We start from the raw sequence: 25,727 nt of genomic DNA, 5'->3' as shown, positions 1-25,727 counted from the left end.
ACCCGAGTCCTGACCCGATGAACACAGAATTTCGCAAGAACCTGCCCGGAACACCGCTGGACTATTTCGACGTCCGCGCGGCTGTCGATGCGATCCAGCCCGGCGCCTACGACACCCTGCCGTACACCTCGCGCGTGCTGGCGGAAAACCTTGTGCGTCGCTGCGACCCGGCCACGCTGACCGAATCCCTGAAGCAATTCATCGAGCGCAAGCGCGACCTCGATTTCCCGTGGTTCCCGGCGCGCGTTGTCTGCCATGACATTCTCGGTCAGACCGCACTGGTCGACCTCGCCGGTCTGCGTGACGCGATTGCCTTGCAGGGCGGTGATCCGGCGCAAGTCAATCCGGTGGTGCCGACGCAACTGATTGTCGACCACTCGCTGGCGGTAGAGGCGGGGGGCTTTGATGCGCAGGCGTTCGAGAAGAATCGCGCTATCGAAGATCGTCGCAATGAAGACCGTTTCCACTTCATCAACTGGACCAAAAAAGCCTTCAAGAATGTTGATGTGATCCCGCCGGGCAACGGCATCATGCACCAGATCAACCTGGAGAAAATGTCTCCGGTGATCCAGGTGCGTGATGGCGTGGCGTTCCCCGATACTTGCGTTGGCACCGACAGCCACACCCCGCACGTCGATGCGCTGGGCGTGATCGCCATCGGCGTCGGCGGCCTTGAAGCCGAGAGTGTGATGCTTGGCCGCGCCTCGTGGATGCGCCTGCCGGAAAGCGTCGGCGTCGAACTGACCGGCAAACTGCAACCGGGCATCACCGCCACCGACATGGTGCTGGCGCTGACCGAGTACCTGCGCAAGCAGAAAGTCGTCGGTGCATGGCTGGAGTTCTTCGGTGAAGGCGCTGCCGCGCTGACCCTCGGCGACCGCGCAACCATCTCCAACATGGCGCCGGAATACGGCGCCACCGCGGCGATGTTCTACATCGACCAGCAGACCATCGATTACCTCAAGCTCACCGGTCGTGAAGATCAGCAAGTGCAGCTTGTCGAGCATTACGCCAAGACCACCGGTCTGTGGGCCGACAGCCTCAAAGGCGCGCAATACGAGCGCGGTCTGACCTTCGACTTGTCGTCGGTGGTGCGCAACATGGCCGGCCCGAGCAACCCGCACGCGCGCGTTGCGACCTCGGATCTGGCGGCCAAAGGCATCTCCGGTCAGTGGGATGACGTGCCGGGGCAAATGCCCGATGGTGCGGTGATCATCGCGGCCATCACCAGTTGCACCAACACCAGCAATCCGCGCAACGTGATTGCCGCTGGCCTGATCGCGCGTAACGCCAACCGACTCGGATTGACGCGCAAACCGTGGGTTAAGTCCTCGCTGGCGCCGGGTTCGAAAACCGTGGCGCTGTACCTCGACGAAGCGGGGCTGACCACTGAACTGGAACAACTCGGTTTCGGCGTCGTGGCGTTTGCCTGCACCACGTGCAACGGCATGTCCGGCGCACTGGATCCGGTGATCCAGCAGGAAATCATCGACCGCGATCTGTATGCGACTGCCGTGCTCTCGGGCAACCGCAACTTCGACGGCCGCATCCACCCGTACGCCAAGCAGGCCTTCCTCGCTTCGCCGCCGCTGGTGGTTGCTTACGCGATTGCCGGGACCATCCGTTTCGACATTGAGAAAGATGTCTTGGGCGTGGTCGACGGCAAGGAAATTCGCCTCAAAGACATCTGGCCGAGCGACGAAGAAATCGACGCCGTGGTGAAGTCTTCGGTCAAACCCGAGCAGTTCCGTCAGGTCTACATCCCGATGTTCGCCATCCATGAAGACACCGGCCCGAAAGTCACGCCGCTGTACGACTGGCGCGAGATGAGCACCTACATTCGCCGTCCGCCGTACTGGGAAGGCGCACTGGCCGGCGCTCGTCCGCTCAAGGGCATGCGCCCACTGGCGGTGCTGCCGGACAACATCACCACCGATCACCTGTCGCCGTCGAACGCGATCATGCTCGACAGCGCCGCTGGTGAATACCTGGCGAAAATGGGCCTTCCGGAAGAGGACTTCAACTCCTACGCAACCCACCGTGGCGACCACTTGACCGCCCAGCGCGCGACGTTTGCCAACCCGAAACTGTTCAATGAAATGGTCGTGGAAAACGGCAAGGTCAAGCAGGGTTCGCTGGCCCGTGTCGAGCCGGAAGGCAAAGTGATGCGCATGTGGGAAGCCATCGAAACCTACATGGAGCGCAAGCAGCCGCTGATCATTATTGCCGGCGCCGATTACGGTCAAGGCTCGTCCCGCGACTGGGCGGCCAAAGGCGTGCGTCTGGCGGGTGTCGAAGCGATTGCGGCGGAAGGGTTCGAGCGTATCCATCGCACCAACCTGGTGGGCATGGGCGTGTTGCCGCTGGAGTTCAAGGCGGGCACCGACCGTCATACCCTGGCCATCGACGGCAGCGAAACCTACGACGTGATTGGCGAGCGCAAGCCGCGCGCTGACCTGACGCTGGTGATTCATCGCAAGAATGGCGAGCGCATCGAAGTGCCGGTGACGTGCCGCCTCGATACCGCTGAAGAAGTGTCGATCTACGAGGCCGGCGGCGTGTTGCAGCGCTTCGCTCAGGACTTCCTCGAAGAGTCGGCGGCTGCCGTTTAAATCATCGGATGTGGGCATGGGACTTCAAGTCCCATGCCTTCGTTAAGGAGCACCATGGCTCACGCAACTCATTTCGCAGCGCAAATCAAAATTCCCGCCACCTACATGCGCGGCGGCACCAGCAAAGGCGTGTTCTTCAGCCTGAAAGATTTGCCCGAAGCGGCGCAGGTTCCAGGTCCCGCACGCGACGCCTTGCTGCTGCGCGTGATCGGCAGCCCCGACCCGTACGACAAGCAAATCGACGGCATGGGCGGCGCCACTTCAAGCACCAGCAAAACCGTGATCCTGTCGAAAAGCAGCCAGGCTGATCACGATGTCGACTACCTGTTCGGCCAGGTCTCCATCGACAAGCCGTTTGTGGACTGGAGCGGCAACTGCGGCAACCTGTCGGCAGCGGTCGGCTCGTTTGCGATCAGCAATGGCCTGGTCGACGCCAGCCGCATTCCGCACAACGGTGTTGCCGTGGTGCGCGTGTGGCAGGCGAATATCGGCAAAACCATCATCGCCCACGTGCCGATCACCAACGGTGAAGTGCAGGAAACCGGGGATTTTGAACTCGACGGCGTGACCTTTCCGGCGGCCGAAGTGCAGGTGGAGTTCATGGATCCTGCGGCAGAAGAAGAGGGCGGTGGTGGCTCGATGTTTCCTACCGGCAACCTGATCGATGAGCTGGAGGTGCCGGGTGTTGGCACGTTCAGGGCGACCATGATCAATGCGGGTATTCCGACGATTTTCGTCAACGCCGAAGACATCGGCTACACCGGCACCGAACTGCAAAGTGCGATCAACAGCGACCCGAAAGCCTTGCAGATGTTCGAGACCATCCGCGCTTATGGTGCTTTGCGCATGGGCCTGATCTCGAATCTCGATGAAGCGGCCAAGCGCCAACACACACCGAAAGTCGCGTTCGTCGCCAAGCCTGCGGATTACGTGGCGTCCAGCGGTAAAGCGATTGCTGCCGGTGACGTTGATTTGCTGGTGCGTGCATTGTCGATGGGCAAGCTGCACCACGCGATGATGGGCACGGCTGCGGTCGCCATCGGCGCTGCGGCGGCAATTCCCGGGACGCTGGTGAACCTGGCAGCGGGTGGTATGGAACGCAACGCCGTGCGTTTCGGTCATCCTTCCGGCACATTGCGGGTCGGTGCCGAGGCGAGCCTGGAAAACGGTGAGTGGGTGGTGAAAAAAGCCATCATGAGCCGCAGTGCCCGTGTCCTGATGGAAGGCTACGTGCGCGTCCCTGGTGATTCTTTCTAAACGACAACTTCCCCTGTAGGAGCTGCCGAAGGCCCGAGCCTTCGGCAGCTCCTACATGGGGTCGCATTTCAATTCTAAAAGTCCATTGCCTGAACCGAGGTCCCATCAACGAACCACTTAAAGAGTGAATCGAACATGAGCGCCAACGTCGACCTGAACAACCGCCCCGACTACGACCGTGTCCTGCAGGACATCGCCGACTACGTCCTGACCTTCAACGTTGAATCCACCGAAGCCCTGAACACCGCCCGCCACTGCCTGATGGACACGCTGGGTTGCGGTCTGCTGGCGCTGCGTTTTCCCGAATGCACCAAGCACCTTGGCCCCATCGTCGAAGGCACCGTCGTGCCGTTTGGCGCTCGAGTGCCGGGCACCCCTTATCGCCTTGATCCGGTGAAAGCGGCGTGGGATATCGGCTGCATCGTGCGCTGGCTCGACTACAACGACACCTGGCTCGCCGCCGAGTGGGGCCATCCGTCGGACAACCTCGGCGCAATTCTCGCGGTGGCCGATCACCTCTCGCAGAAGCGCTCGGCCAACGCTGAAGCAGCGCTGACGATTCGTGATGTGCTGGAAGCGATGATCATGGCTCACGAGATTCAGGGCGTCATTGCCCTGGAAAACTCCTTCAACCGCGTAGGACTTGATCACGTCATTCTGGTGAAAGTCGCCTCGACCGCCGTGACCGCCAAACTGATGGGCGCCAATCGCGAGCAGATGTTGTCGGCGCTGTCCCATGCATTCGCCGACGGTCAGGCTCTGCGCACCTACCGTCATGCACCGAATGCTGGCTCGCGAAAATCCTGGGCAGCGGGGGATGCGTCCAGCCGTGGCGTGCGTCTGGCCGATATCGCCATGCGTGGCGAAATGGGCATTCCCGGTGTGTTGAGTGCCAAACAGTGGGGCTTTTACGACGTACTCTTCAGCCACACCAACAGCGACCTGGCGTTGAAGCCGGAAGACAAACGCGCCTTCGCTTTCTCACGGCCGTTCGGCAGTTATGTGATGGAAAACGTCCTGTTCAAGATCAGCTTTCCCGCCGAGTTCCACGCGCAAACTGCGTGCGAGGCAGCGGTGACGTTGCATCCGCAAGTGCGCAATCGACTGCACGAAATCGAGCGAATCGTCATCACCACCCACGAATCGGCGATCCGCATTATTTCCAAGGTCGGGCCGCTGGCCAACGCTGCCGACCGCGATCACTGCATTCAGTACATGACCGCCGTGCCGCTGGCCTTCGGCAACCTGATCGCCGAGCAGTACGAGGACGATTTCCACAAAGCTCATCCGATCATTGATGTGCTGCGCGAGAAAATGCACATCGTCGAAGAGCCGCGCTTCACCCGCGAATACCTCGAGGCCGACAAGCGCTCGATTGCCAACGCCGTGCAGGTGTTTTTCAAGGACGGCACCAGCACCGACAACGTCGTGGTGGAATACCCGATCGGCCATCGCCGCCGCCGGGCGCAGGGCATTCCTTTGCTGGAAGACAAGTTCAAGGCCAACCTGGCAACGCGCTTCACCGGCCAACGCAGCGCCGAGATCCTGGCGCTGTGCAAAGATCAGACGCGGCTGGAAGCCACTCCCGTGAACCGCTTCGTCGACCTGTTCGTGATCTGACGAAAGCGCTGTAGGAGCTGCCGCAGGCTGCGGCAGCTCCTACGCGGAGGATTTTCGCCATTTTTCGATGGGCAGTTTGGTGATCGCAAAACCGCTCAACAAAATCGCCGAATAGATCATCAGTTCCCGGGACAGGGTTTGCCCTTCGTACCAGGCACCGATGATCACGGCGAACACCGGGAAAATGATAAACACGAACGACAGAATGATCGGGCTCAGGCGTTTAAGCAGCAAAAAATAAACGATGAATCCACCCACCGACGCCACCAGCCCGAGATAGAGCAGGGCAGTCCATGAGCGCGCGCTCACGTCCTGGAAGTTGGGCGCTTCGAAGCTCAATCCGACAATAAATAACATCAGCCCGGCGATGCCGATCGGCAGCGTGTTGTAGGTGATCACGCTGATGGCGCTGCCGTGTTTTTTCGTCACCACGTAGCACAGCGCATGCATGACGGCTGCGCAGAGAATCGCCAGCACGCCAAGCCATTCCGCCTGATCAAGGTGCAAGCCCTGGCTGCGAATGATCATGAACAAACTGGCGAAGCCGATGGCGATGCCGAGCATTTGCGATGGATAGATTTTCTCGCGCAGAAACAGTGCGCTGAACATCAGGATAAACACCGGCATGCAGCTGAACAGCAGCGCCGTCAGGCCAGACGACACGTGCATCTCGCCATAGTTGAGCAGGTAATACGGCAGGCTGAAATACGACAGCGTGACGAACACAAAAAACCAGCGACTTTGTCTTGGGAATAGCAGGGGTTCCCTGCGCAACACCGCGAAGCTGAGGAACAGCGGGAAGGCAATCAGAAAGCGCAGGCCGGCAGCGGTCAGTGGCGGCACGCTTTCCACGGCAATCTTGATCCCCAGCCATGTGGTGCCCCAACTCAGACAAACGATGAGAAACAGGGTGCTGGTGATCAATCCGGCAAGCCAGGGTTTGCTGATGGTTATCGGTGAGCTGACGACGGTCGACATGTTGGGTGCTCCGAGCGGGGAATTGACCTCATCAATGAAAAGGTCTATTCCTGATTGAACCTGTTTTCAATACGCTATTTGGGGCGAGAATGACTGTCAAAGTAAGTATTGCCATGGTGTCAATCCTTCGCGACGGTCTCGCCAATGGCGTCGGCGTCAAGTACAAACGCCTGGCCGATGCGGTCGAAAAGGCCATTGGCGAGGGCGTTATCGAGGCAGGTTGCAAGCTGCCACCGCACAGGCTGTTGGCCGATAGTCTAGGCGTCACTATCGGCACCATCAGTCGTGCTTACGGCGAGCTGGAGCGTGTCGGATTAGTCGTGGCCCGCGTAGGAGACGGCACCTATGTGCGTCAGCGCGGGATGGAGCGGCCGCAGGACAAAGGCTTTCGCAATGTCAGCGACGAGCCGCCAGCGTGTTTCGACATGAGCCGCAACCAGCCGATCCCCGGCCAGGAAGCAGCGTTCATGCGCGAGTGTCTTGTCGAGCTGGCCAATGATCCGGGCCTGTTACAGCAATTGACCGGGTATACCGCCGAAAGCGGATTGGCCAGGCACCGGGTGGCTGGGGCGGTCTGGTTGCGCCACGGGAGTTTCGTGCCGCACGCCGATCAGGTGCTGTGCGTCAACGGTGGTCAGCACGGTTTGCTGTGCGCCTTGATGGCTTTGCTCAAGGCCGGCGACACGGTCGTGACCGAGCATTTGTCCTACCCCGGATTGATCAGCGTCGCACGTCAACTCGGGATAAAACTCATCGGCGCCGCGATGGATGACGAAGGACTGTTGCCCTCGGCGCTGGAGGACATTTGCCGTCAGCATCGGGTAGCGGCGGTGTATTGCACACCAACGATCCAGAATCCTACAGCCGCCGTGATGTCGATCCCGCGGCGCGAGGCGATTGCCGAGGTGTGCCGCCAGCACAATCTGCTGATTATCGAAGACGAAGCCCATGCTGTGCTCGACCACCAGCGCCCGCTGCCATTGAGTTATTTCGCCCCCGAGCGTGCGGTGCTGATCGGCAGTCTCAGCAAGGCCGTTTCGGCGGGGCTGCGGGTCGGTTATCTGCATGCGCCGCAGGCGCTGATCGGGCGTATCAGTTCAGCCATTCGTGCGACGTGCTGGATGGCCAATCCGCTGTCGATGGAGGTGGCGAGCCTGTGGATCGAAAACGGCATGGCCGAGCGTTTGCTGGATGAGCAGATCACGGAGATTGGCCGCCGCAAGGCGTTGGTTGCGGGTGTACTGGACGGCTTGAGCTACAAGACGCACACCTATAGTCCGCACTTTTGGGTAGAGGTGCCTGAGTTGTGGCGAGCGTCGCAGATTGCTGCGGAGTTGAAAGAAAACAACTATCTGGTGGCGACCGCCGAGGCGTTCGCGGTAGGACATGCGGCGGTGCCGCAGTTTATTCGGGTGAGTGTGTGCAACTCGGTGGGGAATGACGGGTTGCTGCTTGGCGGTTTCCAAGCTTTGGCCTTGGCATTAACAGACATCGTGTAATCGTTCATCGCGGGCAAGCCCGCTCCCACAGGTTTCTCTGGTGTTTGCAAAATTCACATTCACAACAAATCCCTGTGGGAGCTGGCTTGCCAGCGATGGCGTCAGATCAGACACCGCAAAACTACTTGAACCGCCGCTCGACGCCTTTCTCCACCAGAATCTTCGCCGAGATCTCTTCCACCGAAAAATGTGTGGAGTTGATGTTCGGGATGTTTTCGCGGCGGAACAGGTTTTCCACTTCGCGCACTTCGAATTCGCACTGGGCATAGCTCGAATAGCGGCTGTTGGGTTTGCGCTCGTTGCGGATCGCGGTGAGGCGGTCCGGGTCGATGGTCAGGCCGAACAGCTTGTGCTGATGAGCGCGCAGGGCGGGCGGCAGTTGCAGGCGCTCCATGTCGTCTTCGGTCAGCGGGTAGTTGGCCGCGCGGATACCAAATTGCATGGCCATGTACAGACACGTCGGCGTCTTACCACATCGCGACACGCCCACTAGAATCAGATCAGCCTTGTCGTAATAGTGCGTGCGGGCGCCGTCATCGTTGTCGAGGGCGAAGTTCACCGCCTCGATCCGCTCCATGTAATTGGAGTTGTGCCCGATCGAATGCGACTTGCCCACGGTGTAGGAAGAATGCTCGGTCAGTTCCTGCTCAAGCGGGGCGAGGAAGGTCGAGAAAATGTCGATCATGAAACCATTGGAGGTTGCGAGAATCTCACGAATGTCCTGATTGACGATGGTGTCGAAGATGATCGGGCGAAAGCCGTCGGTTTCGGCGGCTTTATTGATTTGTTGTACCATGGCCCGCGCTTTATCCACGCTGTCGATGTACGGTCGCGTGAATTTGCTGAAGGTAATGTTTTCGAACTGCGCCAGGAGGCTTTGACCCAGGGTTTCGGCGGTAATGCCGGTGCCATCGGAGATAAAGAAAGCAGATCGTTTCATTTGCACCTTGGGCCTTAAGCTAATAACGAATCTTGGATATGATAGGCGCGATTTGCCGGCCGCCATTGGCCTGCATTCTCACTTATTTTCCAGGTCCAGGCCATACAACCGGCCAACGCTCCCCCGAGCAGCCGGTTTCTGAGCTTTTCCAACACAGTTAGTGGAGAGATCACCTTGGTAGAGTACGTAGTTTCCCTCGATAAGCTCGGCAAACACGATGTTGAGCATGTGGGGGGCAAGAACGCATCCCTGGGCGAGATGATCAGCAACCTGGCGGGTGCCGGTGTGTCGGTCCCCGGCGGCTTCGCCACCACCGCTCAGGCCTATCGCGACTTCCTCGAACTGAGTGGCCTCAACGACCAGATCCACCAGGCCCTCGACGCGCTCGACGTTGATGATGTCAACGCACTGGCCAGGACCGGCGCGCAGATTCGTCAATGGATCATGGACGCCGAATTCCCGGAAAAACTCAACGCCGAGATCCGCACCGCGTTCGCCACGCTGTCGGCCGGCAACCCTGACATGGCCGTGGCCGTGCGTTCTTCAGCCACTGCCGAAGACTTGCCGGACGCATCCTTCGCCGGTCAGCAGGAAACCTTCCTGAACATCCGTGGCGTGGAGAACGTTATCCGCGCTGCCAAGGAGGTTTTCGCCTCTTTGTTCAACGACCGTGCGATTTCCTACCGCGTGCATCAGGGCTTCGACCACAAACTGGTCGCCCTGTCTGCCGGCGTGCAGCGCATGGTGCGCTCGGAAACCGGCACCGCCGGCGTGATGTTCACCCTCGACACCGAGTCCGGTTTCCGTGACGTGGTGTTTATCACCGGCGCTTACGGTCTGGGCGAAACCGTCGTTCAAGGCGCGGTGAACCCGGACGAATTCTATGTCCACAAGGGCACGCTGGAGGCCGGTCGTCCGGCGATCCTGCGTCGCAACCTGGGCAGCAAAGCCATCAAGATGATCTACGGCGAAGTCGCCACGGCCGGCAAGTCGGTCAAGACCATCGACGTCGACAAGGCTGATCGCGCGCGCTTCTGCCTGTCCGACGCCGAAGTCAGCGAGCTGGCCAAGCAAGCGATGATCATCGAGAAGCACTACCAGTGCCCGATGGACATCGAGTGGGCCAAGGACGGTGACGACGGCAAGCTGTATATCGTGCAGGCGCGTCCGGAAACCGTGAAGAGCCGCACCCAGGCCAACGTCATGGAACGTTACCTGTTGAAAGAAACCGGCACCGTGCTGGTTGAAGGTCGTGCCATCGGCCAGCGTATTGGTGCCGGTAAAGTGCGGATCATCAAGGACGTGTCCGAGATGGACAAAGTCCAGCCGGGCGACGTACTGGTTTCCGACATGACCGACCCGGACTGGGAACCGGTAATGAAGCGCGCCAGCGCCATCGTGACCAACCGGGGCGGGCGTACCTGCCACGCGGCGATCATCGCCCGTGAGCTGGGCATTCCAGCCGTTGTCGGTTGCGGCAACGCCACCCAGTTGCTGAAGGATGGCCAGGGCGTGACCGTGTCCTGCGCTGAAGGCGACACCGGTTACATCTTCGAAGGTGAACTGGGCTTCGACATCAAGAAGAACTCCGTGGACGCCATGCCTGATCTGCCGTTCAAGATCATGATGAACGTCGGCAACCCGGACCGCGCCTTCGACTTCGCGCAACTGCCGAACGCCGGTGTGGGCCTGGCCCGTCTGGAATTCATCATCAACCGCATGATCGGCGTGCACCCTAAAGCACTGCTGAACTACGATGGCCTGCCACAGGAAATCAAGGACAGCGTCGACAAGCGGATTGCCGGCTACGACGATCCGGTTGGCTTCTATGTCGACAAACTGGTCGAAGGCATCAGCACCCTGGCAGCAGCGTTCACCCCGAAGAAGGTCATCGTGCGTCTGTCGGACTTCAAGTCCAACGAATACGCGAACCTGATCGGCGGCAAGCTGTACGAGCCGGAAGAAGAAAACCCGATGCTGGGCTTCCGTGGCGCTTCGCGTTACATCAGCGAATCGTTCCGCGATTGCTTCGAACTCGAATGCCGCGCGTTGAAACGCGTGCGCAACGAGATGGGCCTGACCAACGTCGAAATCATGGTGCCGTTCGTGCGCACCCTCGGCGAAGCCAGTCAGGTTGTTGATCTGCTCGCAGAGAACGGCCTGAAGCGTGGCGAGAACGGTCTGCGCGTGATCATGATGTGCGAATTGCCATCCAACGCGATTCTGGCTGAAGAGTTCCTCGAATTCTTCGACGGTTTCTCGATCGGTTCCAACGACCTGACTCAGCTGACGTTAGGTCTGGACCGTGACTCCGGGATCATTGCGCACCTGTTCGACGAGCGTAATCCGGCCGTCAAGAAGCTGCTGTCGAACGCGATTCAGGCGTGCAACAAGGCTGGCAAATACATCGGTATCTGCGGTCAGGGCCCTTCCGATCACCCGGATCTGGCTCGCTGGCTGATGGAGCAGGGCATCGAAAGCGTGTCGCTGAACCCGGACACCGTGCTGGAAACCTGGTTCTTCCTCGCGGAAGGCCAAGCGCAGGCTTAACCAATATGTGAACGGTCCGCGTCCCATGTGGGAGCGAGCCTGCTCGCGAAATCGGATTAACATTCGATATGAATGTTGGCAGATACACCGCTTTCGCGAGCAGGCTCGCTCCCACACGACTCGGTTCTTTAGGTGATTCAAACAGGGCGAGCGCCTCCGGATGCCGCCCTTTTTTGTGCAAGAGCATTATGCAAAGCAGCAGCAACCTATTTCCTGTCGCCCTGATCAGCGCCGAGCGGCGCGGCGATCTGAGCGAAGACGTTTATCGTCTCAAACCCGGCAACAGCCCGGACTGGTCCGTAGAAATCGCCGTCACCCGTTTGGGTATGGCCGATGAGCCGGCGGTACGCGGTGTGCCGGTCATCCTGTTGCACGGCAGTTTTTCCAACCGACGCTTCTGGTTCTCGCCCAAAGGTCTGGGGCTTGGCGCTTATCTGGCGCGGTTGGGCTTCGACGTGTGGATTCCGGAGATGCGCGGTCACGGTTTATCGCAGCGCAACGAGGAATACCGCAGGAACCGTGTCGCCGACTACGCCAGGTACGATCTGCCGGCAATCGCCGCATTCGTGCGTGAGCAGAGCGGGCAGGTTCCGCACTGGATCGGCCATTCGCTGGGCGGCATTACCCTGGCGGCGGCACTCGGGGGCGAGTATCTGGGCGAACCCGCCGTGGCGTCGGCGGTGTTTTTTGGCACTCAGGTCAGCCGTACTTACTGGCCGCTGAAGATTCCGCCGGTTGAATGGAGCGGTCGCTTCATTCTCAAGCGTTTCGCGCAGTTGTCGGGCTCACGTCTCAAACGCGGACCGGAAGACGAGCCCATCGGCCTGGCCATCGAGAGCATGCGCTGGTATGGCCTGTTCGGCCGGTTTGGTGACAAAGACAAAGATTGGTGGGCCGGTCTGGCTGATGTTCAGGTGCCAGTGCTGGCGGTGAGTGCGGCCGGGGATCATCAGGATCCTGAGTGGGCTTGTCGCAAACTGTTCGAGCAGATTGGCTCTGAGCACAAGCAGTTCATCAATCTGGGGCGCGAGCAGGGCTTCAACGAGAATTTCGGCCATGTCGAAATGTTGGTAAGCAAGGCTGCACAGGCGCAAGTATGGCCACTGGTGGCGCGCTGGTTGAACGATCAGCAGACCCCGTTGTTGGGCGAGAAGCCGGATCTGGCGGCTGCAGTCTGAGTCGCGAGGCGCTGAAGAGGCCATTTCGTTCGGGGCGGCTTGCGGCTAAGATATGACGCATTGTGCGGTTCTGGTCATATTTAGTGGCTGATTTGCTATTAAGTATTCAGCGTTTGTTCAGGTTCGCTCAGCGAGCATTGTATGAACTAAGGTAAACAGCGACTGCCGGAACTCGTCTCACAAGAGTGCGTCATCCTTGATCGTCTTCCTTTTTACAGGAGTTTTTCGATGAACCATTACCTCACGCCTGACCTGTGCGATGCCTATCCGGAGCTGGTCCAGGTGCTGGAACCGATGTTCAGCAATTTCGGCGGACGTGATTCGTTCGGCGGCGAAATCGTGACCATCAAATGTTTCGAAGACAACTCGCTGGTCAAGGAGCAAGCCGAACTCAAGGGCAACGGCAAGGTACTCGTGGTCGACGGTGGCGGATCGCTGCGCCGTGCGCTTCTCGGAGACATGATCGCCGAGAAAGCCGCGAAAAACGGCTGGGAAGGGATGGTCATCTACGGTTGCATCCGTGACGTCGATGTCATCGCCCAGACCGATCTTGGCGTCCAGGCACTGGCCAGCCATCCGATGAAAACCGACAAGCGCGGCATCGGCGATCTCAACGTCGCGGTGACTTTCGCCGGAGTGACGTTCCACCCGGGCCACTACATTTATGCGGACAACAACGGTGTGATCATCTCGCCGAGTCCGCTGAAGATGCCTGAATAAGCTTTTGACAAAGGGATGAGGATGTTCGAGGAAGAAAACGCGCAATGGGGGCTGGTGCATGCCCTGGTGCTGGACGGTAGAGGCGGTGCGCGTTCGATAGCCCGGACTGAGCTCGACGATTTGCAGCTACAGGCTCATGAAAGTCTGTGGCTGCACTGGGATCGCAGTCATCCGCAAACGCAGACCTGGCTGCGCAAATCCAGTGGCCTGAACGAATTCTCCTGCGACTTGCTGCTGGAAGAGAACACTCGACCGCGCCTGCTGCCGTTGCCGGATTCCGAGTTGCTGCTGTTTTTGCGCGGCGTCAACCTCAATCCGGGGGCCGAACCGGAAGACATGGTCTCGGTGCGGATTTTCGCTTCTGCCCAGCGCGTTATTTCCCTGCGTTTGCGCCCGTTGCGCGCCACGGATGAGCTGCTGACGATTCTGGCGGAGGGCAAAGGCCCGAAAACGTCCTCTGAGCTGATCCTTTATCTGGCGCAATTCCTCACTAATAAAGTGCAGGACCTGGTCACTTGCCTCTCGGAAATCGCCGATGAGGAAGAAGAAAAGATGGATGCCGACGAACGGTATACCCCAGAGCACGGATCGATTTTGCACATCCGTCGAAGGGCGGCCGGACTGAAGCGGTTTCTCGCTCCACAGCGGGATATTTTCGGCCAGATGACGCGGATAAAACTGCCGTGGTTTGTCGATGATGATGCCGATTACTGGAACGAGTTGAACAACAGCCTGACCCGCTATCTGGAAGAACTCGAATTGACCCGAGAGCGCGTGGGGCTTGTCCTGGAGGCAGAAGACCGGCGTTTGAGCGTGCGCATGAATCGCACGATGTACCGCTTCGGGATCATCACCTGCATCTTTTTGCCGATGAGTTTTATCACGGGGCTGTTGGGTATAAATGTTGGCGGAATTCCGTTCGCGAGCAGCCCTTATGGTTTCCTGATCGCCTGCTTGACGGTGCTCGCCATGGCCTTCGGCCAATGGTGGTTATTCCGTCGTTTGCGCTGGGTTTGAACATGGCGCATGTGACCCGACCAAATTTGCCCGCGTCTTTCACAGACATCACGAGAGGTGCGTATGCACGATCCGTTTGAACAGTCTTTGCGCGACATGCTCAACGCCTCGCCGTCCAGCCGTGACGACGATGCGTGTCTGGGCCGCGTACTCAAAACCGCCAACCGCCAGGTCGGCGCGGGTGATCTGTTCAGCCTGCTGGGCCGCTGGCTGCCCGCGCTGATGATCGCCCTGAATAACGGATCGGCCCATGTCTCGCCGGTTTCCCGTCTTCGTAAACCTACCGCTCGCACTGCTGATAAGGCTGATTGAATATGGAACTTGATCTCTGGACTCAGAGCCTCGTCACTGCAATGACTGCGTTGTGGACCAAAGTCGCCAACTTCATCCCGAACCTGTTCGGCGCCCTGGTGGTGCTGCTGTTGGGTTTCGTCGTGGCCAAGCTGCTCGATACCTTGCTGTCCAAACTGCTCGCTAAATTGGGCCTCGATCGCCTGATGGGCGGCACCGGACTGACTAAATTGCTGTCGCGCGCCGGGCTTCAGGTTCCGATCTCGACACTGATCGGCAAGATCGTTTACTGGTTCGTTCTGCTTATTTTTCTGGTTTCTGCAGCAGAATCCCTTGGCCTTGAGAGAGTTTCAGCTACGCTCGATATGCTGGCGCTGTATTTGCCAAAAGTATTTGGCGCAGCCTTGGTGTTGCTGGTGGGTGTTTTGCTCGCGCAACTGGCCAATGGGCTGGTGCGTGGGGCGGCAGAAGGCGTAGGCCTGGACTACGCTTCGGGGCTGGGGCGAATCGCTCAGGGGCTGGTGATCATCATCAGCATCTCGGTCGCGATCAGTCAGCTTGAGGTCAAGACCGACCTGCTGAACCATGTGATTGTCATCGTTTTGATTACCGTTGGTCTGGCGGTTGCGCTGGCCATGGGGTTGGGAAGCCGGGAAATTGCCGGTCAGATTCTTGCGGGAATCTATGTGCGTGAGTTGTACCAGGTTGGGCAACAAGTGCGTGTTGGCGAGGTCGAAGGCCAGATCGAAGAGATCGGCACGGTTAAAACCACATTGCTGACCGATGAGGGTGAGCTAGTCTCTCTTTCCAATCGGATCCTGCTGGAACAGCATGTGAGTAGCCGCTAATCCGGCAAACCCTGCTAATGTATGCCGCCGCGAAATGCCAGCTGAAGCTGGTTGCGGCGGACATTGACCTGACTGTCGGCACGACTTGTTTTGAATAAAGCCCAAACGCTATCTACGCGCTACGACCCCCGCGAGCTCTCTGATGAGGAGTTGGTCGCGCGCTCGCATACCGAGCTGTTTCACGTGACGCGCGCCTATGAAGAACTGATGCGGCGTTACCAGCGAACATTATTTAACGTCTGCGCGAGATATCTTGGGAACGATCGCGATGCAGACGATGTCTGTCAGGAAGTGATGTTGAAGGTGTTGTATGGCTTGAAGAATTTCGAGGGGAAATCGAAGTTCAAAACCTGGCTGTACAGCATCACTTACAACGAATGCATCACGCAGTATCGGAAGGAACGGCGAAAGCGTCGCTTGATGGACGCATTGAGTCTTGACCCCCTCGAGGAAGCGTCCGAAGAAAAGGCGCCAAAACCCGAGGACAAGGGCGGGCTTGATCGCTGGCTGGTGTATGTGAACCCGATTGACCGCGAAATTCTGGTGCTACGATTTGTCGCAGAGCTGGAGTTTCAGGAGATCGCAGACATCATGCACATGGGTTTGAGTGCTACAAAAATGCGGTACAAACGCGCTCTAGATAAATTGCGTGAGAAATTTGCAGGCATTGCTGAAACTTAGTTCAGCGCAAATATCTCTTACGTGTAGGCAAGTTCTGATAGACTTGCCGCCGAGTTGTCCCCCGGTTTGCGGGACTGCTTCACAATCACCAGATGGGGATTTAACGGATGAAACTGAAAAACACCTTGGGCTTGGCCATTGGTTCTCTTATTGCTGCCACTTCGTTCGGCGCTCTGGCACAAGGCCAAGGCGCAGTTGAAATCGAAGGCTTCGCTAAGAAAGAACAATTCGACAGCGCTCGTAACTTCAAGAACAACGGCAACCTGTTCGGCGGCTCGATCGGTTACTTCCTGACCGACGACGTTGAACTGCGTCTGGGCTACGACGAAGTGCACAACGTACGTGCCGACGACGGCAAGAACGTAAAAGGCGCTAACACCGCTCTGGACGCTCTGTACCACTTCAACAACCCGGGCGACATGCTGCGTCCGTACGTTTCGGCCGGTTTCTCTGACCAGAGCATCGACCAGAACGGTTCGAACGGTCGTAACCGTTCCACCTTCGCCAACGTTGGCGGCGGTGCCAAGCTGTACTTCACTGACAACTTCTACGCCCGTGCTGGCGTTGAAGCTCAGTACAACATCGACCAAGGCGACACCGAGTGGGCTCCAAGCGTCGGTATCGGTGTGAACTTCGGTGGCGGCTCCAAGCCTGCTGCTGCTCCAGTTCCAGCACCAGCTGAAGTCTGCTCCGACAGCGACAACGATGGCGTTTGCGACAACGTTGACAAGTGCCCAGACACCCCAGCCAACGTAACTGTTGACGCTGACGGCTGCCCGGCAGTTGCTGAAGTTGTTCGTGTTGAGCTGGACGTTAAATTTGACTTCGACAAATCTGTTGTTAAAACCAACAGCTACGGCGATATCAAAAACCTGGCTGACTTCATGAAGCAGTACCCATCCACCACCACTACTGTTGAAGGTCACACTGACTCCGTCGGTCCTGACGCTTACAACCAGAAACTGTCCGAGCGTCGTGCAAACGCCGTTAAGCAAGTTCTGACCAACCAGTACGGTGTTGAATCGTCCCGCGTTCAGTCTGTTGGCTACGGCGAATCCCGCCCAGTTGCTGACAACAAAACTGAAGCTGGCCGCGCTGTAAACCGTCGCGTAGAAGCGCAGGTTGAAGCTCAAGCTAAGTAATTAGCTGCCGCTCCGAGAAAAGCCCGGCTTAGGCCGGGCTTTTCTTTGTCTGCGATTTGGTAAAGCGCCAGCGCTTACAAGGCGCAAGCACTCCCAATGTTGGAGCTGCCGCAGGCTGCGATCTTTTGATCTTGCGCAACAGCAGCAACAGCACCAATCACCAGGATGGCCGGACTTTTCAGCTCAAACGCAGAGGCATCCAACTCCATCGCCATCAGATCACTGCGGCACTCGCGCTGATGTGGCAACGAGGCGTTTTCGATCATCGCTACCGGCGTATCCTTCGCCATTCCCCCCGCCAACAATTGCTCACGAATCTCGCCAAGCTTGGCCACACCCATGTAGATCACCAGCGTCGTCCCGCCTTGCGCCAGTGCCTGCCAATTCAATTGGCTGTCATCCTGCGTATGCGCAGTCACCAGCGTCACGCCGCGCGCGACACCGCGCAGGGTCAGGGGGATATCGCACTGCGTCGCACCGGCCAGCCCGGCAGTGATGCCGTTGACCAACTCGACCTCGACGCCACGCTCGCGTAACCACTGAGCCTCTTCACCGCCACGACCGAAGATGCACGGATCGCCGCCCTTGAGCCGCACCACACATTTGCCGTGACGGGCGTAGCGCAGCATCAGACGATGGATGAAGGCCTGCGGCGTCGAGCGGCAGCCACCGCGCTTGCCCACCGCAATGATTCGCGCGGCGGGGCAGTGTTCCAGCACGGCGTCGTTGACCAGGTCATCGATCATCACCACATCGGCTTCACGCAAGGCGCGCACGGCTTTGAGGGTCAACAGTTCCGGATCACCAGGGCCAGCGCCCACCAACCAGACTTTCGCATTCATGGTGTCTTCCCTCATCAAATGACGGCAACCGGCTGCACGTTGGCGGCCAGCAAGCGCTTTATTTCCGGGATGCACGAGCCGCATTGCGTGCCGCATCCCAGTTGATTTTTCAAACCCTGCAGGTCAAGTCCTTGGCCAATACCGGCGCAGACTGCGTTGAGGCTGACGTTGTTGCAGTTGCACAAGGTTTTATCGCGACTGACTTGCGCCCCGGCGTTGCCCGGCGGCGCGCTCATTGGCGCCAGCAGCCAGCGTCGCAGTTGTTCATCCGCGCGACCTTCCAGCCACAAACCTTGCAGCCAGTGTTGCGCGAGGGTTTCGCCAGCCAGGCGAATGGCGGTAATCCGGCCGTTTTCAATGCGTACACGCTTGCCGATGGCCCGGCGCGGGTCGTCATAGGCCAGTACGGGGCCATTGATCAGCGACAGACATTCGTCGATCTCACCAAGCAACAGCGGGTCCGGTGCCGCGCCGCTGGCAGCGCGTATCAGCAATGCCGGACGTTCACGTCCGACGAGGCTCAGACTCACGTAGGCAAACGCCTCGCACAGTGGTCGTAGCGTCTCGAAGTGCCGTTGAACATCACCCTCGATCAGTGCGAACAGTTGCCACGGCAGATTGACCGACTCCAAACGCACACCGCTGTGCTTGAGTTCAGGCTGCTTGGACAAAGGGTCGAAGGCCGGCAGCGTCACGCTATTCACGCCACCCTTGAGAAAACGATCGCCCCAGTGCATTGGCAAAAAAGCCTGGCCCGGACGCACGCTGTCATCGCTGCCAACCGCAACGATCACGGCGCCTCGACGACTTTTGAGATTGACCAGATCGCCCGGCTGCAAACGGTGCCGGCGCAGTTCGTCCGGGTGCAGGCTCAATACCGCTTCGCTGACATGCCCGAACAGTTGCGCCGCCGTGCCGGTGCGGCTCATGCCGTGCCATTGATCGCGCAGGCGGCCGGTGATCAGCGTCAGCGGGAAGCGTGCATCACGCTGCTCCTTGGCGGCGCGGTAAGGCTCGGCAATGAACTGCGCGCGGCCATTAGCGGTAGGAAAAATCCCGTCGCTGTACAACCGCGCTGTTCCTTGCCAGGCGCCAGCGGGGAAGGGCCATTGTTGCGGCCCGATCTGGTCGATCAACGCGTGACTGATCCCGGACAGATCCAGATCACGCCCGCGGGTGAGCAATTTGAACTCATCAAACAGCTGCGAAGGCTGATCGAAAGCAAACAGGCTCGGGTGCTGCGGGCGCAGACGTTTCTCCAGACGCTGTGCGAAATCCACCGTAATTGCCCAGTCTGGCCGCGCTTCACCCGGTGCGAGAATGGCTTTGCGTACGTGGGAAATGCGTCGCTCGGAATTGGTCACCGAACCTTCCTTCTCGCCCCAACTGGCGGCGGGCAGTAACAGGTCGGCGAATGCAGCTGTTTCGGTGGTGCGGAAGGCTTCCTGCAATACCACGAACGGACACGCCTGCAGTGCCGCGCGCACCGAGTGTTGATCCGGCATCGATTGGGCGGGGTTGGTGCAGGCTATCCACAACGCCTTTATCTTGCCGCAACGCACCTGTTCGAACAGTTCGATAGCACTGAGTCCGGTGCTTTCCGGTAACCGATCAACGCCCCAGTAAGCCGCGACTTCAGCACGGTGCTCGGGGTTCGCCGCATCGCGATGGCCGGGCAGCAGATTGGACAAACTTCCGGTTTCCCGCCCGCCCATGGCATTTGGCTGACCGGTGAGAGAGAAAGGTCCTGCCCCCGGACGACCGATTTGCCCGGTAGCCAGGTGCAGGTTAATCAGTGCGCTGTTTTTTGCACTGCCGGCAGTGGACTGGTTCAAGCCCATGCACCACAGCGACAGAAAACTCGGCGTAGTGCCCACCCATTCAGCGCATTGCTGCAGTTGCTCGACGCTGATCCCGCACAGCTGCGACACCATCTGTGGCGTGTAATCACGTACCAGGCTTTTCAGTTCGGCCAGACCTTCGGTGTGGGCGTTGATGAAGTCGCGGTCGATCCACTCTTCCCACAACAGCAGGTGCAAAATCCCATGGAACAGAGCGACATCGGTGCCAGGCAGAATCGCCAGATGCAGATCGGCCAGATCGCAGGTGTCGGTGCGTCGTGGGTCGATGACGATGACTTTCATCTGCGGACGGCGCGATTTAGCCTCTTCGAGCCGACGAAAAAGTACCGGATGGGCGTAGGCCATGTTACTGCCGACGATCATCACGCAATCACTGAGCTCCAGATCTTCATAGCTGCATGGCGGTGCATCGGCGCCGAGACTACGTTTGTAGCCGACCACGGCCGAAGACATGCACAGGCGTGAATTGCTGTCGATGTTGTTGGTGCCGACCAGCGCCCGCGCCAGTTTGTTGAAGGCGTAATAATCCTCGGTCAGCAGCTGTCCGGAAATGTAGAACGCGACGCTGTCCGGGCCGTGCTCGGCGATGGTCTCGGCGAACACATTGGCAGCATGGTCCAGCGCCGTGTCCCAATCGGTGCGGCTGCGCGCCAGACCTTTGCCCAGGCGCAGTTCTGGGTATAACGCTCGGGCTGCGAGGTCGCCGGTCAGGTGCAGGGTCGAGCCTTTGCTGCAGAGTTTGCCGAAGTTGGCCGGATGCGTCGGATCGCCACTGACGCCGAGGATGCGCTCGCCGTCATGCTCGATCAGTACGCCGCAGCCGACCCCGCAATAACAGCAGGTCGAGGCGGTCGTCTGGCGGTTCATCAGATAGCGTCCCGCAGGGCCAATTGCACCCGGCCATTTTCAACCCGCGCCGCGTGATGGTGGGCGCATCCGATATCAGGCGCCTGGGCTTCACCGGATTGCAGGTCGATCTGCCAGTTGTGCAGCGGGCAGGCCACACGTTTGCCGTAAATCAAACCTTGTGACAGGGGGCCGCCCTTGTGCGGGCAGCGGTCGTCGAGGGCGAATACTTCGTCGTCACTTGTACGAAAAATCGCGATGTCACCTTTGGGACCGGCAATGATCCGCGAACCGAGGGTATTGATCTCTTCCAGGGCACAGATATCGAGCCAGTTCATGCCGGCACCTCCAGGTTTTTCACAGGGATCACGTCAAATTCTTTCTTCAATTGCGGCTGCGCCAGTCGCTCCTTCCACGGATCCTGCTCAAACGACAGGGAGAACTGCAGGCGTTCGTTCAACGCTTTGCGACGCTCGGGGTCTTCAAGCACGGCTTTCTTGATGTGCTCCATGCCGACCCGTTGCAGGTAGTGCACGGTGCGCTCAAGGTAAAAGGCTTCTTCGCGATAGAGCTGCAGGAACGCGCCGTTGTACTCGCGAACTTCTTCGGCGGTTTTCAGCTTGACGAAGAATTCGGCGACTTCCGTTTTGATCCCGCCGTTGCCACCGATGTACATCTCCCATCCGGAATCGACGCCGATGATTCCTACGTCTTTGATCCCCGCTTCCGAGCAGTTGCGTGGGCATCCGGAGACAGCCAGTTTGACTTTGTGCGGCGACCACATATTGAACAGGTCATGTTCAAGCTCGATGCCCAGTTGCGTCGAATTCTGCGTGCCGAAGCGGCAGAACTCGCTGCCGACACAGGTTTTCACCGTGCGAATCGATTTGCCGTAGGCGTGGCCGGAGGGCATGTCGAGATCCTTCCAGACGCCGGGCAAATCCTGTTTCTTGATGCCCAGCAGGTCGATGCGTTGACCGCCGGTGACCTTGACCATCGGCACGTTGTACTTGTCGGCGACGTCGGCAATTCGGCGCAATTCCGAAGGGTTGGTCACACCGCCCCACATCCGTGGTACCACCGAGTAAGTGCCATCCTTCTGGATATTGGCGTGGGCGCGCTCGTTGATCAGGCGCGATTGCGGATCGTCCCTGGCCTCGCCCGGCCAGGTGGAAATCAGGTAGTAGTTGAGCGCCGGGCGGCATGTCGCGCAGCCGTTTGGCGTGCGCCAGTTGAGGTAACTCATGGTGCCGGCGATGGTCAGTAGATGTTGCTCGCGGATCGCCTGGCGGATCTGGCCGTGATTGAGGTCGCTGCAACCGCAGATGGCCTTTTCGCTTTTCGGTTTGACGTCTGCCGCACCGCCGACGGTGTTGATCAGGATCTGCTCGACCAGCCCCGCGCAGGAGCCACAGGAACTGGCCGCTTTGGTGTGTTTCTTCACGTCATCGACGCTGAACAGGCCGTGTTCCTGAATGGCTTTGACGATGGTGCCTTTGCACACGCCGTTGCAGCCGCAGACTTCGGCGGTGTCGGCCATGACCATGGCTTTGTCCTGGCCCTGATGTCCTACATCGCCGAGGGCGTTTTCGCCAAACATCAGGTGATCGCGGATCTCGCCGATGACGTGATTCTCACGAATCTGTCGGAAATACCAACCGCCATCTGCGGTATCGCCGTACAGACAGGCGCCAACCAAAACGTCATCCTTGATCACCAGTTTTTTGTACACCCCGCCGATCGGATCAGAGAGGGTGATGGTTTCGGTGCCTTCGCCGCCCATGAAGTCGCCGGCGGAAAACAGGTCGATGCCGGTGACCTTCAGTTTGGTCGACGTGACCGAACCCTGATAGCGGGCGAAACCCAATTGCGCGAGGTGGTTGGCGCAGACCTTGGCCTGTTCGAACAACGGTGCGACCAGCCCATAAGCGATGCCGCGATGGCTGGCGCATTCGCCGATGGCATAGATGCGCGGGTCATAGGTTTGCAGGGTGTCGTTGACCAGAATGCCGCGATTGCACGGAATGCCGGCCTTTTCCGCGAGTTCGGTGTTGGGGCGGATGCCGGCGGCCATGACCACCAGATCAGCAGGGATGATGTCGCCGTTCTTGAATTGCACCGAGCCGACCCGACCGTTTCCGGCATCGTGTAGGGCCTGGGTTTGTTCGCACAGACGGAAATGCAGGCCACGGGATTCCAGAGCGCTTTGCAGCAGTTGGCCGCTGGTCTTGTCCAGTTGCCGCTCCAGCAACCACTCACCGAGATGCACGACGGTGACGTGCATGCCGCGCAGCATCAGGCCGTTGGCAGCTTCGAGGCCGAGCAGGCCACCGCCGATCACGACGGCGTGCTTGTGGGTTTTGGCGGTGTCGATCATTGCCTGGGTGTCGGCAATGTCGCGGTAGCCGATCACGCCGTGCAAGGTGTTGCCGGGAATTGGCAGGATGAATGGCGTCGAGCCGGTGGCGATCAGCAGTCTGTCGTACTCGGCTTCAGTGCCGTCCTCGGCAATCACCCGGCGCTTGACCCGGTCGATTTCCACCACTTTGCGGTTGAGCAGCAGCTTGATGTTGTTTTCCAGGTACCAGTCGAGGTCGTTGAGCACGATCTCTTCGAAGGTTTGCTCACCGGCCAGCACCGGCGACAACAGGATGCGGTTGTAATTGGTATGCGGCTCGGCGCCGAAGACCGTGATGTCGTACAGCTCGTTGCTCAGCTTGAGCAGTTCTTCGAGGGTGCGGACTCCGGCCATGCCGTTGCCGATCATCACCAGTTTGAGTTTTTTCATCAGGTTCTCCGAGGAGCTGCGGCTTGCCTCTTGTGGGCTTCAGGCCTTGCTCGAGAAATTTTGCGCAAACAAAAAAAGGCGTCCCGCTAGTTGCCTAGCGAGGACGCCTTTGTCCTGGTCCCGTTCTCTCGGGGAGCACAACCTTCGTCGTTGAAGGTTGGGCTTTATGTGTGTGTTGAAAGGGCTAATGCAGTGGTTGTGCCAAGTGCCCCCAATCCAGTGATTACAGGACTTTTCTGGCAGGAATGGAATTTTTCTGCACTGTCTGGAGGCGTGTTGCGCGATTTTGAGGCGCAAAGTCAAAAGATCGCAGCCTTCGGCAGCTCCTACACGGAAATCGTGCACATGCCGTAGGAGCTGCCGAAGGCTGCGATCTTTTCAAGGCTGATGAAACAATAAAACCAGCAGCACCAGATTCCCCAGCAATGCCACCAGCGCCATCGTCCGCCAGACCTTTACCGGCTCACGCTCCAGCAGTGGCCTAGGGCGTACGCTCATACTGCGCCGCTCGCCTTGTTCCAGCACCAGCAACCATTCTTCTGCCGTTTCAAAACGCTGTTGCGGATCGGCAGCCACGCCGCGTTCCAGGCTCTGCGCCAGCCACTCCGGCAGATCGGGGCGGTAGCGACTGGCACTGACCGGCAAGCCAAATCGCGGCCGTTGAAAGGCTTCGATCTCGCCATAGGGAAAATGCCCTGTGAGCAGAAAATACAGGGTCACGCCCAGCGCATACAGATCCTGTTGTGCGCCGGGCGGGTCACCGCGAAAGGCTTCCGGGGCGATAAAGCTTGGAGTTCCCGGCAATGTCGAAACAGCGTCTTCGGACAGGCCAGGACAGTAGGCCAGACCAAAATCCAGCAGACGCAATTCACCATCGTCACCTAGCAGCAGGTTCTCCGGTTTGATATCCCGGTGCAGAATCTGCCGCCGATGCAGCAAGCCCACCGCACGCAGCAGTCGCTCAGCCAGTTGATGCCACTTTGCCAATGGTAACGGCCCGCTTCGCTGGAAAAGCTGCGCCAGGGTCGTCCCCGAATATTCCCGCATCACATAGTACAAATGCTGACGCTGAAGGCACGCATGGACTTCAGGAAAATGCCGACCGGCCACGCGCTTCAGAAACCATTCCTCCGAAAGAAGCGCTTGCCCGGTCTGTGAATCATCTGCCAGTCGTGCGGGCAGGGTTTTCAGCAACCACGGCTGACCTTGGTCGTCGAGCACGCGATAGAGCAGTGATTGCTGACTCTGGCTGACAACCTCTTGCACCTGCCAGCCTTCGAAAGACTGACCGGATTTCAGCGGTGGGGGCAGCGGCCACTGCTGAAGATGCATCAGCGCATCGCCGATGTTCGCTTCACCGACGGCATCTACCCGCACCAGCAAGGCGCTGGCGTTGTCCTGACTGCCGGCCAGATGCGCGGCGTTCACCAGAGTGTTTGCCGCGCTTTGCAGATCCGGCTGGTCGCGCAGGATCGTCGCAATGGCGGTATCGCCCAAGGTCGACCACACGCCGTCGCTGAGCAGCACGAAACACTCGCCCGTGCGCAATTCGCCGTCGAGAAAATCCAGCACCAGATGCTGATCAAGCCCTAACGCACGCTTGAGCACATGCTGCATGCCCGGCTGCTCCCAGACATGATCGTTGGATATCCGCTGCAAGCTGTCGGCATGCCAGCGATAGACCCGGCAATCGCCTACGTGGGCCAGGGTAAAGCGCCTACCGCGCATGACCAAAGCGCTGACAGTGGTGAGCAACGGTTGCCCACCGCCATTGGCCTGCAACCAGCGATTTTGCGCCAGCAGCAGGCGATCCAGTGCCTGGGCCACGCTCCAGGTTTCCGGGGTGGCGTAGTAGTCGAGGGCCAGCGCCTGCAAGGTCGAGCGCGCCGCCAGTCCACCGTCGGCGCACTGGCTGACACCGTCAGCGATGGCGAACAGGTAACCCTTGCTAGCCGCCAGCGCCGGGGCGGGCGTGACCAGACGCAGGGCGTCCTGATTCTCCGCGCGCGGGCCGGTGGCGCTGGCTTCGGCGAAACTCAGTTGCAGGGCCATTCAG

Annotated in this window: 19 protein-coding genes; 12 read left to right on the top strand and 7 right to left on the bottom strand. The window is 59.2% G+C overall.

Features of this window, described 5'->3' with window-relative positions:
* Window positions 1-17 precede the first annotated feature (17 nt).
* The 3 genes from acnD to prpD all read left to right on the top strand — a co-directional run bounded on the left by acnD (window position 18) and on the right by prpD (window position 5,489).
* Window positions 18-2,612 carry a Fe/S-dependent 2-methylisocitrate dehydratase AcnD gene (gene acnD / locus AB4P92_RS06240; protein ID WP_115148450.1) on the top strand — a complete coding sequence of 865 codons (2,595 nt, stop codon included), beginning with the start codon at window positions 18-20 and terminating at the stop codon, window positions 2,610-2,612.
* A gap of 54 nt (window positions 2,613-2,666) precedes the next feature.
* Window positions 2,667-3,869 carry a 2-methylaconitate cis-trans isomerase PrpF gene (gene prpF / locus AB4P92_RS06235; protein WP_395599119.1) on the top strand — a complete coding sequence of 401 codons (1,203 nt, stop codon included), beginning with the start codon at window positions 2,667-2,669 and terminating at the stop codon, window positions 3,867-3,869.
* A gap of 135 nt (window positions 3,870-4,004) precedes the next feature.
* A complete protein-coding gene (gene prpD, locus AB4P92_RS06230) occupies window positions 4,005-5,489 on the top strand; it encodes a 2-methylcitrate dehydratase (protein WP_395599118.1) in 1,485 nt (494 codons plus the stop codon).
* Window positions 5,490-5,528: 39 nt separating this feature from the next.
* On the opposite strand, the gene AB4P92_RS06225 is transcribed toward prpD, so the two are convergent.
* Window positions 5,529-6,467 carry a DMT family transporter gene (locus tag AB4P92_RS06225; protein ID WP_395599117.1) on the bottom strand — a complete coding sequence of 313 codons (939 nt, stop codon included), beginning with the start codon at window positions 6,465-6,467 and terminating at the stop codon, window positions 5,529-5,531.
* A gap of 89 nt (window positions 6,468-6,556) precedes the next feature.
* Here AB4P92_RS06225 and AB4P92_RS06220 point away from each other — a divergent pair, with 89 nt between their 5' ends.
* Window positions 6,557-7,966, top strand: a complete 1,410-nt coding sequence (locus tag AB4P92_RS06220; RefSeq protein WP_395599116.1) for a PLP-dependent aminotransferase family protein — start codon at window positions 6,557-6,559, stop codon at window positions 7,964-7,966.
* 121 nt (window positions 7,967-8,087) lie between these two features.
* Here AB4P92_RS06220 and AB4P92_RS06215 read toward each other — a convergent pair whose 3' ends face one another.
* A complete protein-coding gene (locus tag AB4P92_RS06215; RefSeq protein WP_042558495.1) occupies window positions 8,088-8,906 on the bottom strand; it encodes a pyruvate, water dikinase regulatory protein in 819 nt (272 codons plus the stop codon).
* Between the two features lie 174 nt (window positions 8,907-9,080).
* Between AB4P92_RS06215 and ppsA the strand changes: the two genes are divergently transcribed.
* The 8 genes from ppsA (at window position 9,081) to AB4P92_RS06175 (ending at window position 17,333) form a co-directional block, all read left to right on the top strand.
* Window positions 9,081-11,456, top strand: coding sequence for a phosphoenolpyruvate synthase (gene ppsA, locus AB4P92_RS06210; protein ID WP_042558496.1), 2,376 nt, complete (start codon window positions 9,081-9,083; stop codon window positions 11,454-11,456).
* A 188-nt stretch (window positions 11,457-11,644) separates the two neighbouring features.
* Window positions 11,645-12,634 (top strand): alpha/beta fold hydrolase, encoded by a 990-nt coding sequence (locus AB4P92_RS06205; protein ID WP_395599115.1) that lies wholly within the window; start codon window positions 11,645-11,647, stop codon window positions 12,632-12,634.
* A 228-nt stretch (window positions 12,635-12,862) separates the two neighbouring features.
* Window positions 12,863-13,354, top strand: a complete 492-nt coding sequence (gene rraA, locus AB4P92_RS06200; RefSeq protein ID WP_015096067.1) for a ribonuclease E activity regulator RraA — start codon at window positions 12,863-12,865, stop codon at window positions 13,352-13,354.
* 21 nt (window positions 13,355-13,375) lie between these two features.
* Entirely contained in the window at window positions 13,376-14,371 is a 996-nt protein-coding gene (locus AB4P92_RS06195; protein WP_115147632.1) for a zinc transporter ZntB, read from the top strand.
* Window positions 14,372-14,434: 63 nt separating this feature from the next.
* Window positions 14,435-14,683, top strand: coding sequence for a hypothetical protein (locus AB4P92_RS06190; RefSeq protein WP_008076827.1), 249 nt, complete (start codon window positions 14,435-14,437; stop codon window positions 14,681-14,683).
* 2 nt (window positions 14,684-14,685) lie between these two features.
* Window positions 14,686-15,510, top strand: a complete 825-nt coding sequence (locus tag AB4P92_RS06185) for a mechanosensitive ion channel domain-containing protein (protein ID WP_008048604.1) — start codon at window positions 14,686-14,688, stop codon at window positions 15,508-15,510.
* Between the two features lie 90 nt (window positions 15,511-15,600).
* Window positions 15,601-16,191: an RNA polymerase sigma factor SigX gene (sigX, locus tag AB4P92_RS06180; protein ID WP_042558499.1), complete on the top strand. Its 591-nt coding sequence runs from the start codon at window positions 15,601-15,603 to the stop codon at window positions 16,189-16,191.
* Between the two features lie 107 nt (window positions 16,192-16,298).
* Window positions 16,299-17,333: an OmpA family protein gene (locus AB4P92_RS06175; RefSeq protein WP_042558500.1), complete on the top strand. Its 1,035-nt coding sequence runs from the start codon at window positions 16,299-16,301 to the stop codon at window positions 17,331-17,333.
* Between the two features lie 74 nt (window positions 17,334-17,407).
* On the opposite strand, the gene cobA is transcribed toward AB4P92_RS06175, so the two are convergent.
* The 5 genes from cobA to AB4P92_RS06150 all read right to left on the bottom strand — a co-directional run bounded on the left by cobA (window position 17,408) and on the right by AB4P92_RS06150 (window position 25,723).
* Window positions 17,408-18,175, bottom strand: a complete 768-nt coding sequence (gene cobA / locus AB4P92_RS06170) for a uroporphyrinogen-III C-methyltransferase (protein WP_395599114.1) — start codon at window positions 18,173-18,175, stop codon at window positions 17,408-17,410.
* Between the two features lie 14 nt (window positions 18,176-18,189).
* Window positions 18,190-20,904 carry a molybdopterin-dependent oxidoreductase gene (locus tag AB4P92_RS06165; protein ID WP_395599113.1) on the bottom strand — a complete coding sequence of 905 codons (2,715 nt, stop codon included), beginning with the start codon at window positions 20,902-20,904 and terminating at the stop codon, window positions 18,190-18,192.
* Window positions 20,904-21,221: a nitrite reductase small subunit NirD gene (nirD, locus tag AB4P92_RS06160; protein ID WP_042558503.1), complete on the bottom strand. Its 318-nt coding sequence runs from the start codon at window positions 21,219-21,221 to the stop codon at window positions 20,904-20,906. Before nirD ends, AB4P92_RS06165 begins: the two co-directional genes overlap by 1 nt.
* Window positions 21,218-23,671: a nitrite reductase large subunit NirB gene (gene nirB, locus AB4P92_RS06155; protein ID WP_395599112.1), complete on the bottom strand. Its 2,454-nt coding sequence runs from the start codon at window positions 23,669-23,671 to the stop codon at window positions 21,218-21,220. The genes nirD and nirB overlap by 4 nt, the downstream gene beginning before the upstream one ends.
* Before the next feature lie 378 nt (window positions 23,672-24,049).
* The gene (locus AB4P92_RS06150; RefSeq protein ID WP_395599111.1) at window positions 24,050-25,723 is read right to left on the bottom strand and encodes a protein kinase; all 1,674 of its coding nucleotides are present in this window, start codon (window positions 25,721-25,723) and stop codon (window positions 24,050-24,052) included.
* Between the last annotated feature and the right edge of the window lie 4 nt (window positions 25,724-25,727).

The sequence above is a fragment of the Pseudomonas sp. A0308 genome (assembly GCF_044218815.1).
Lineage (GTDB): Bacteria > Pseudomonadota > Gammaproteobacteria > Pseudomonadales > Pseudomonadaceae > Aquipseudomonas > Aquipseudomonas iridis.
This window is presented reverse-complemented; position numbering and strand designations above follow the sequence as displayed.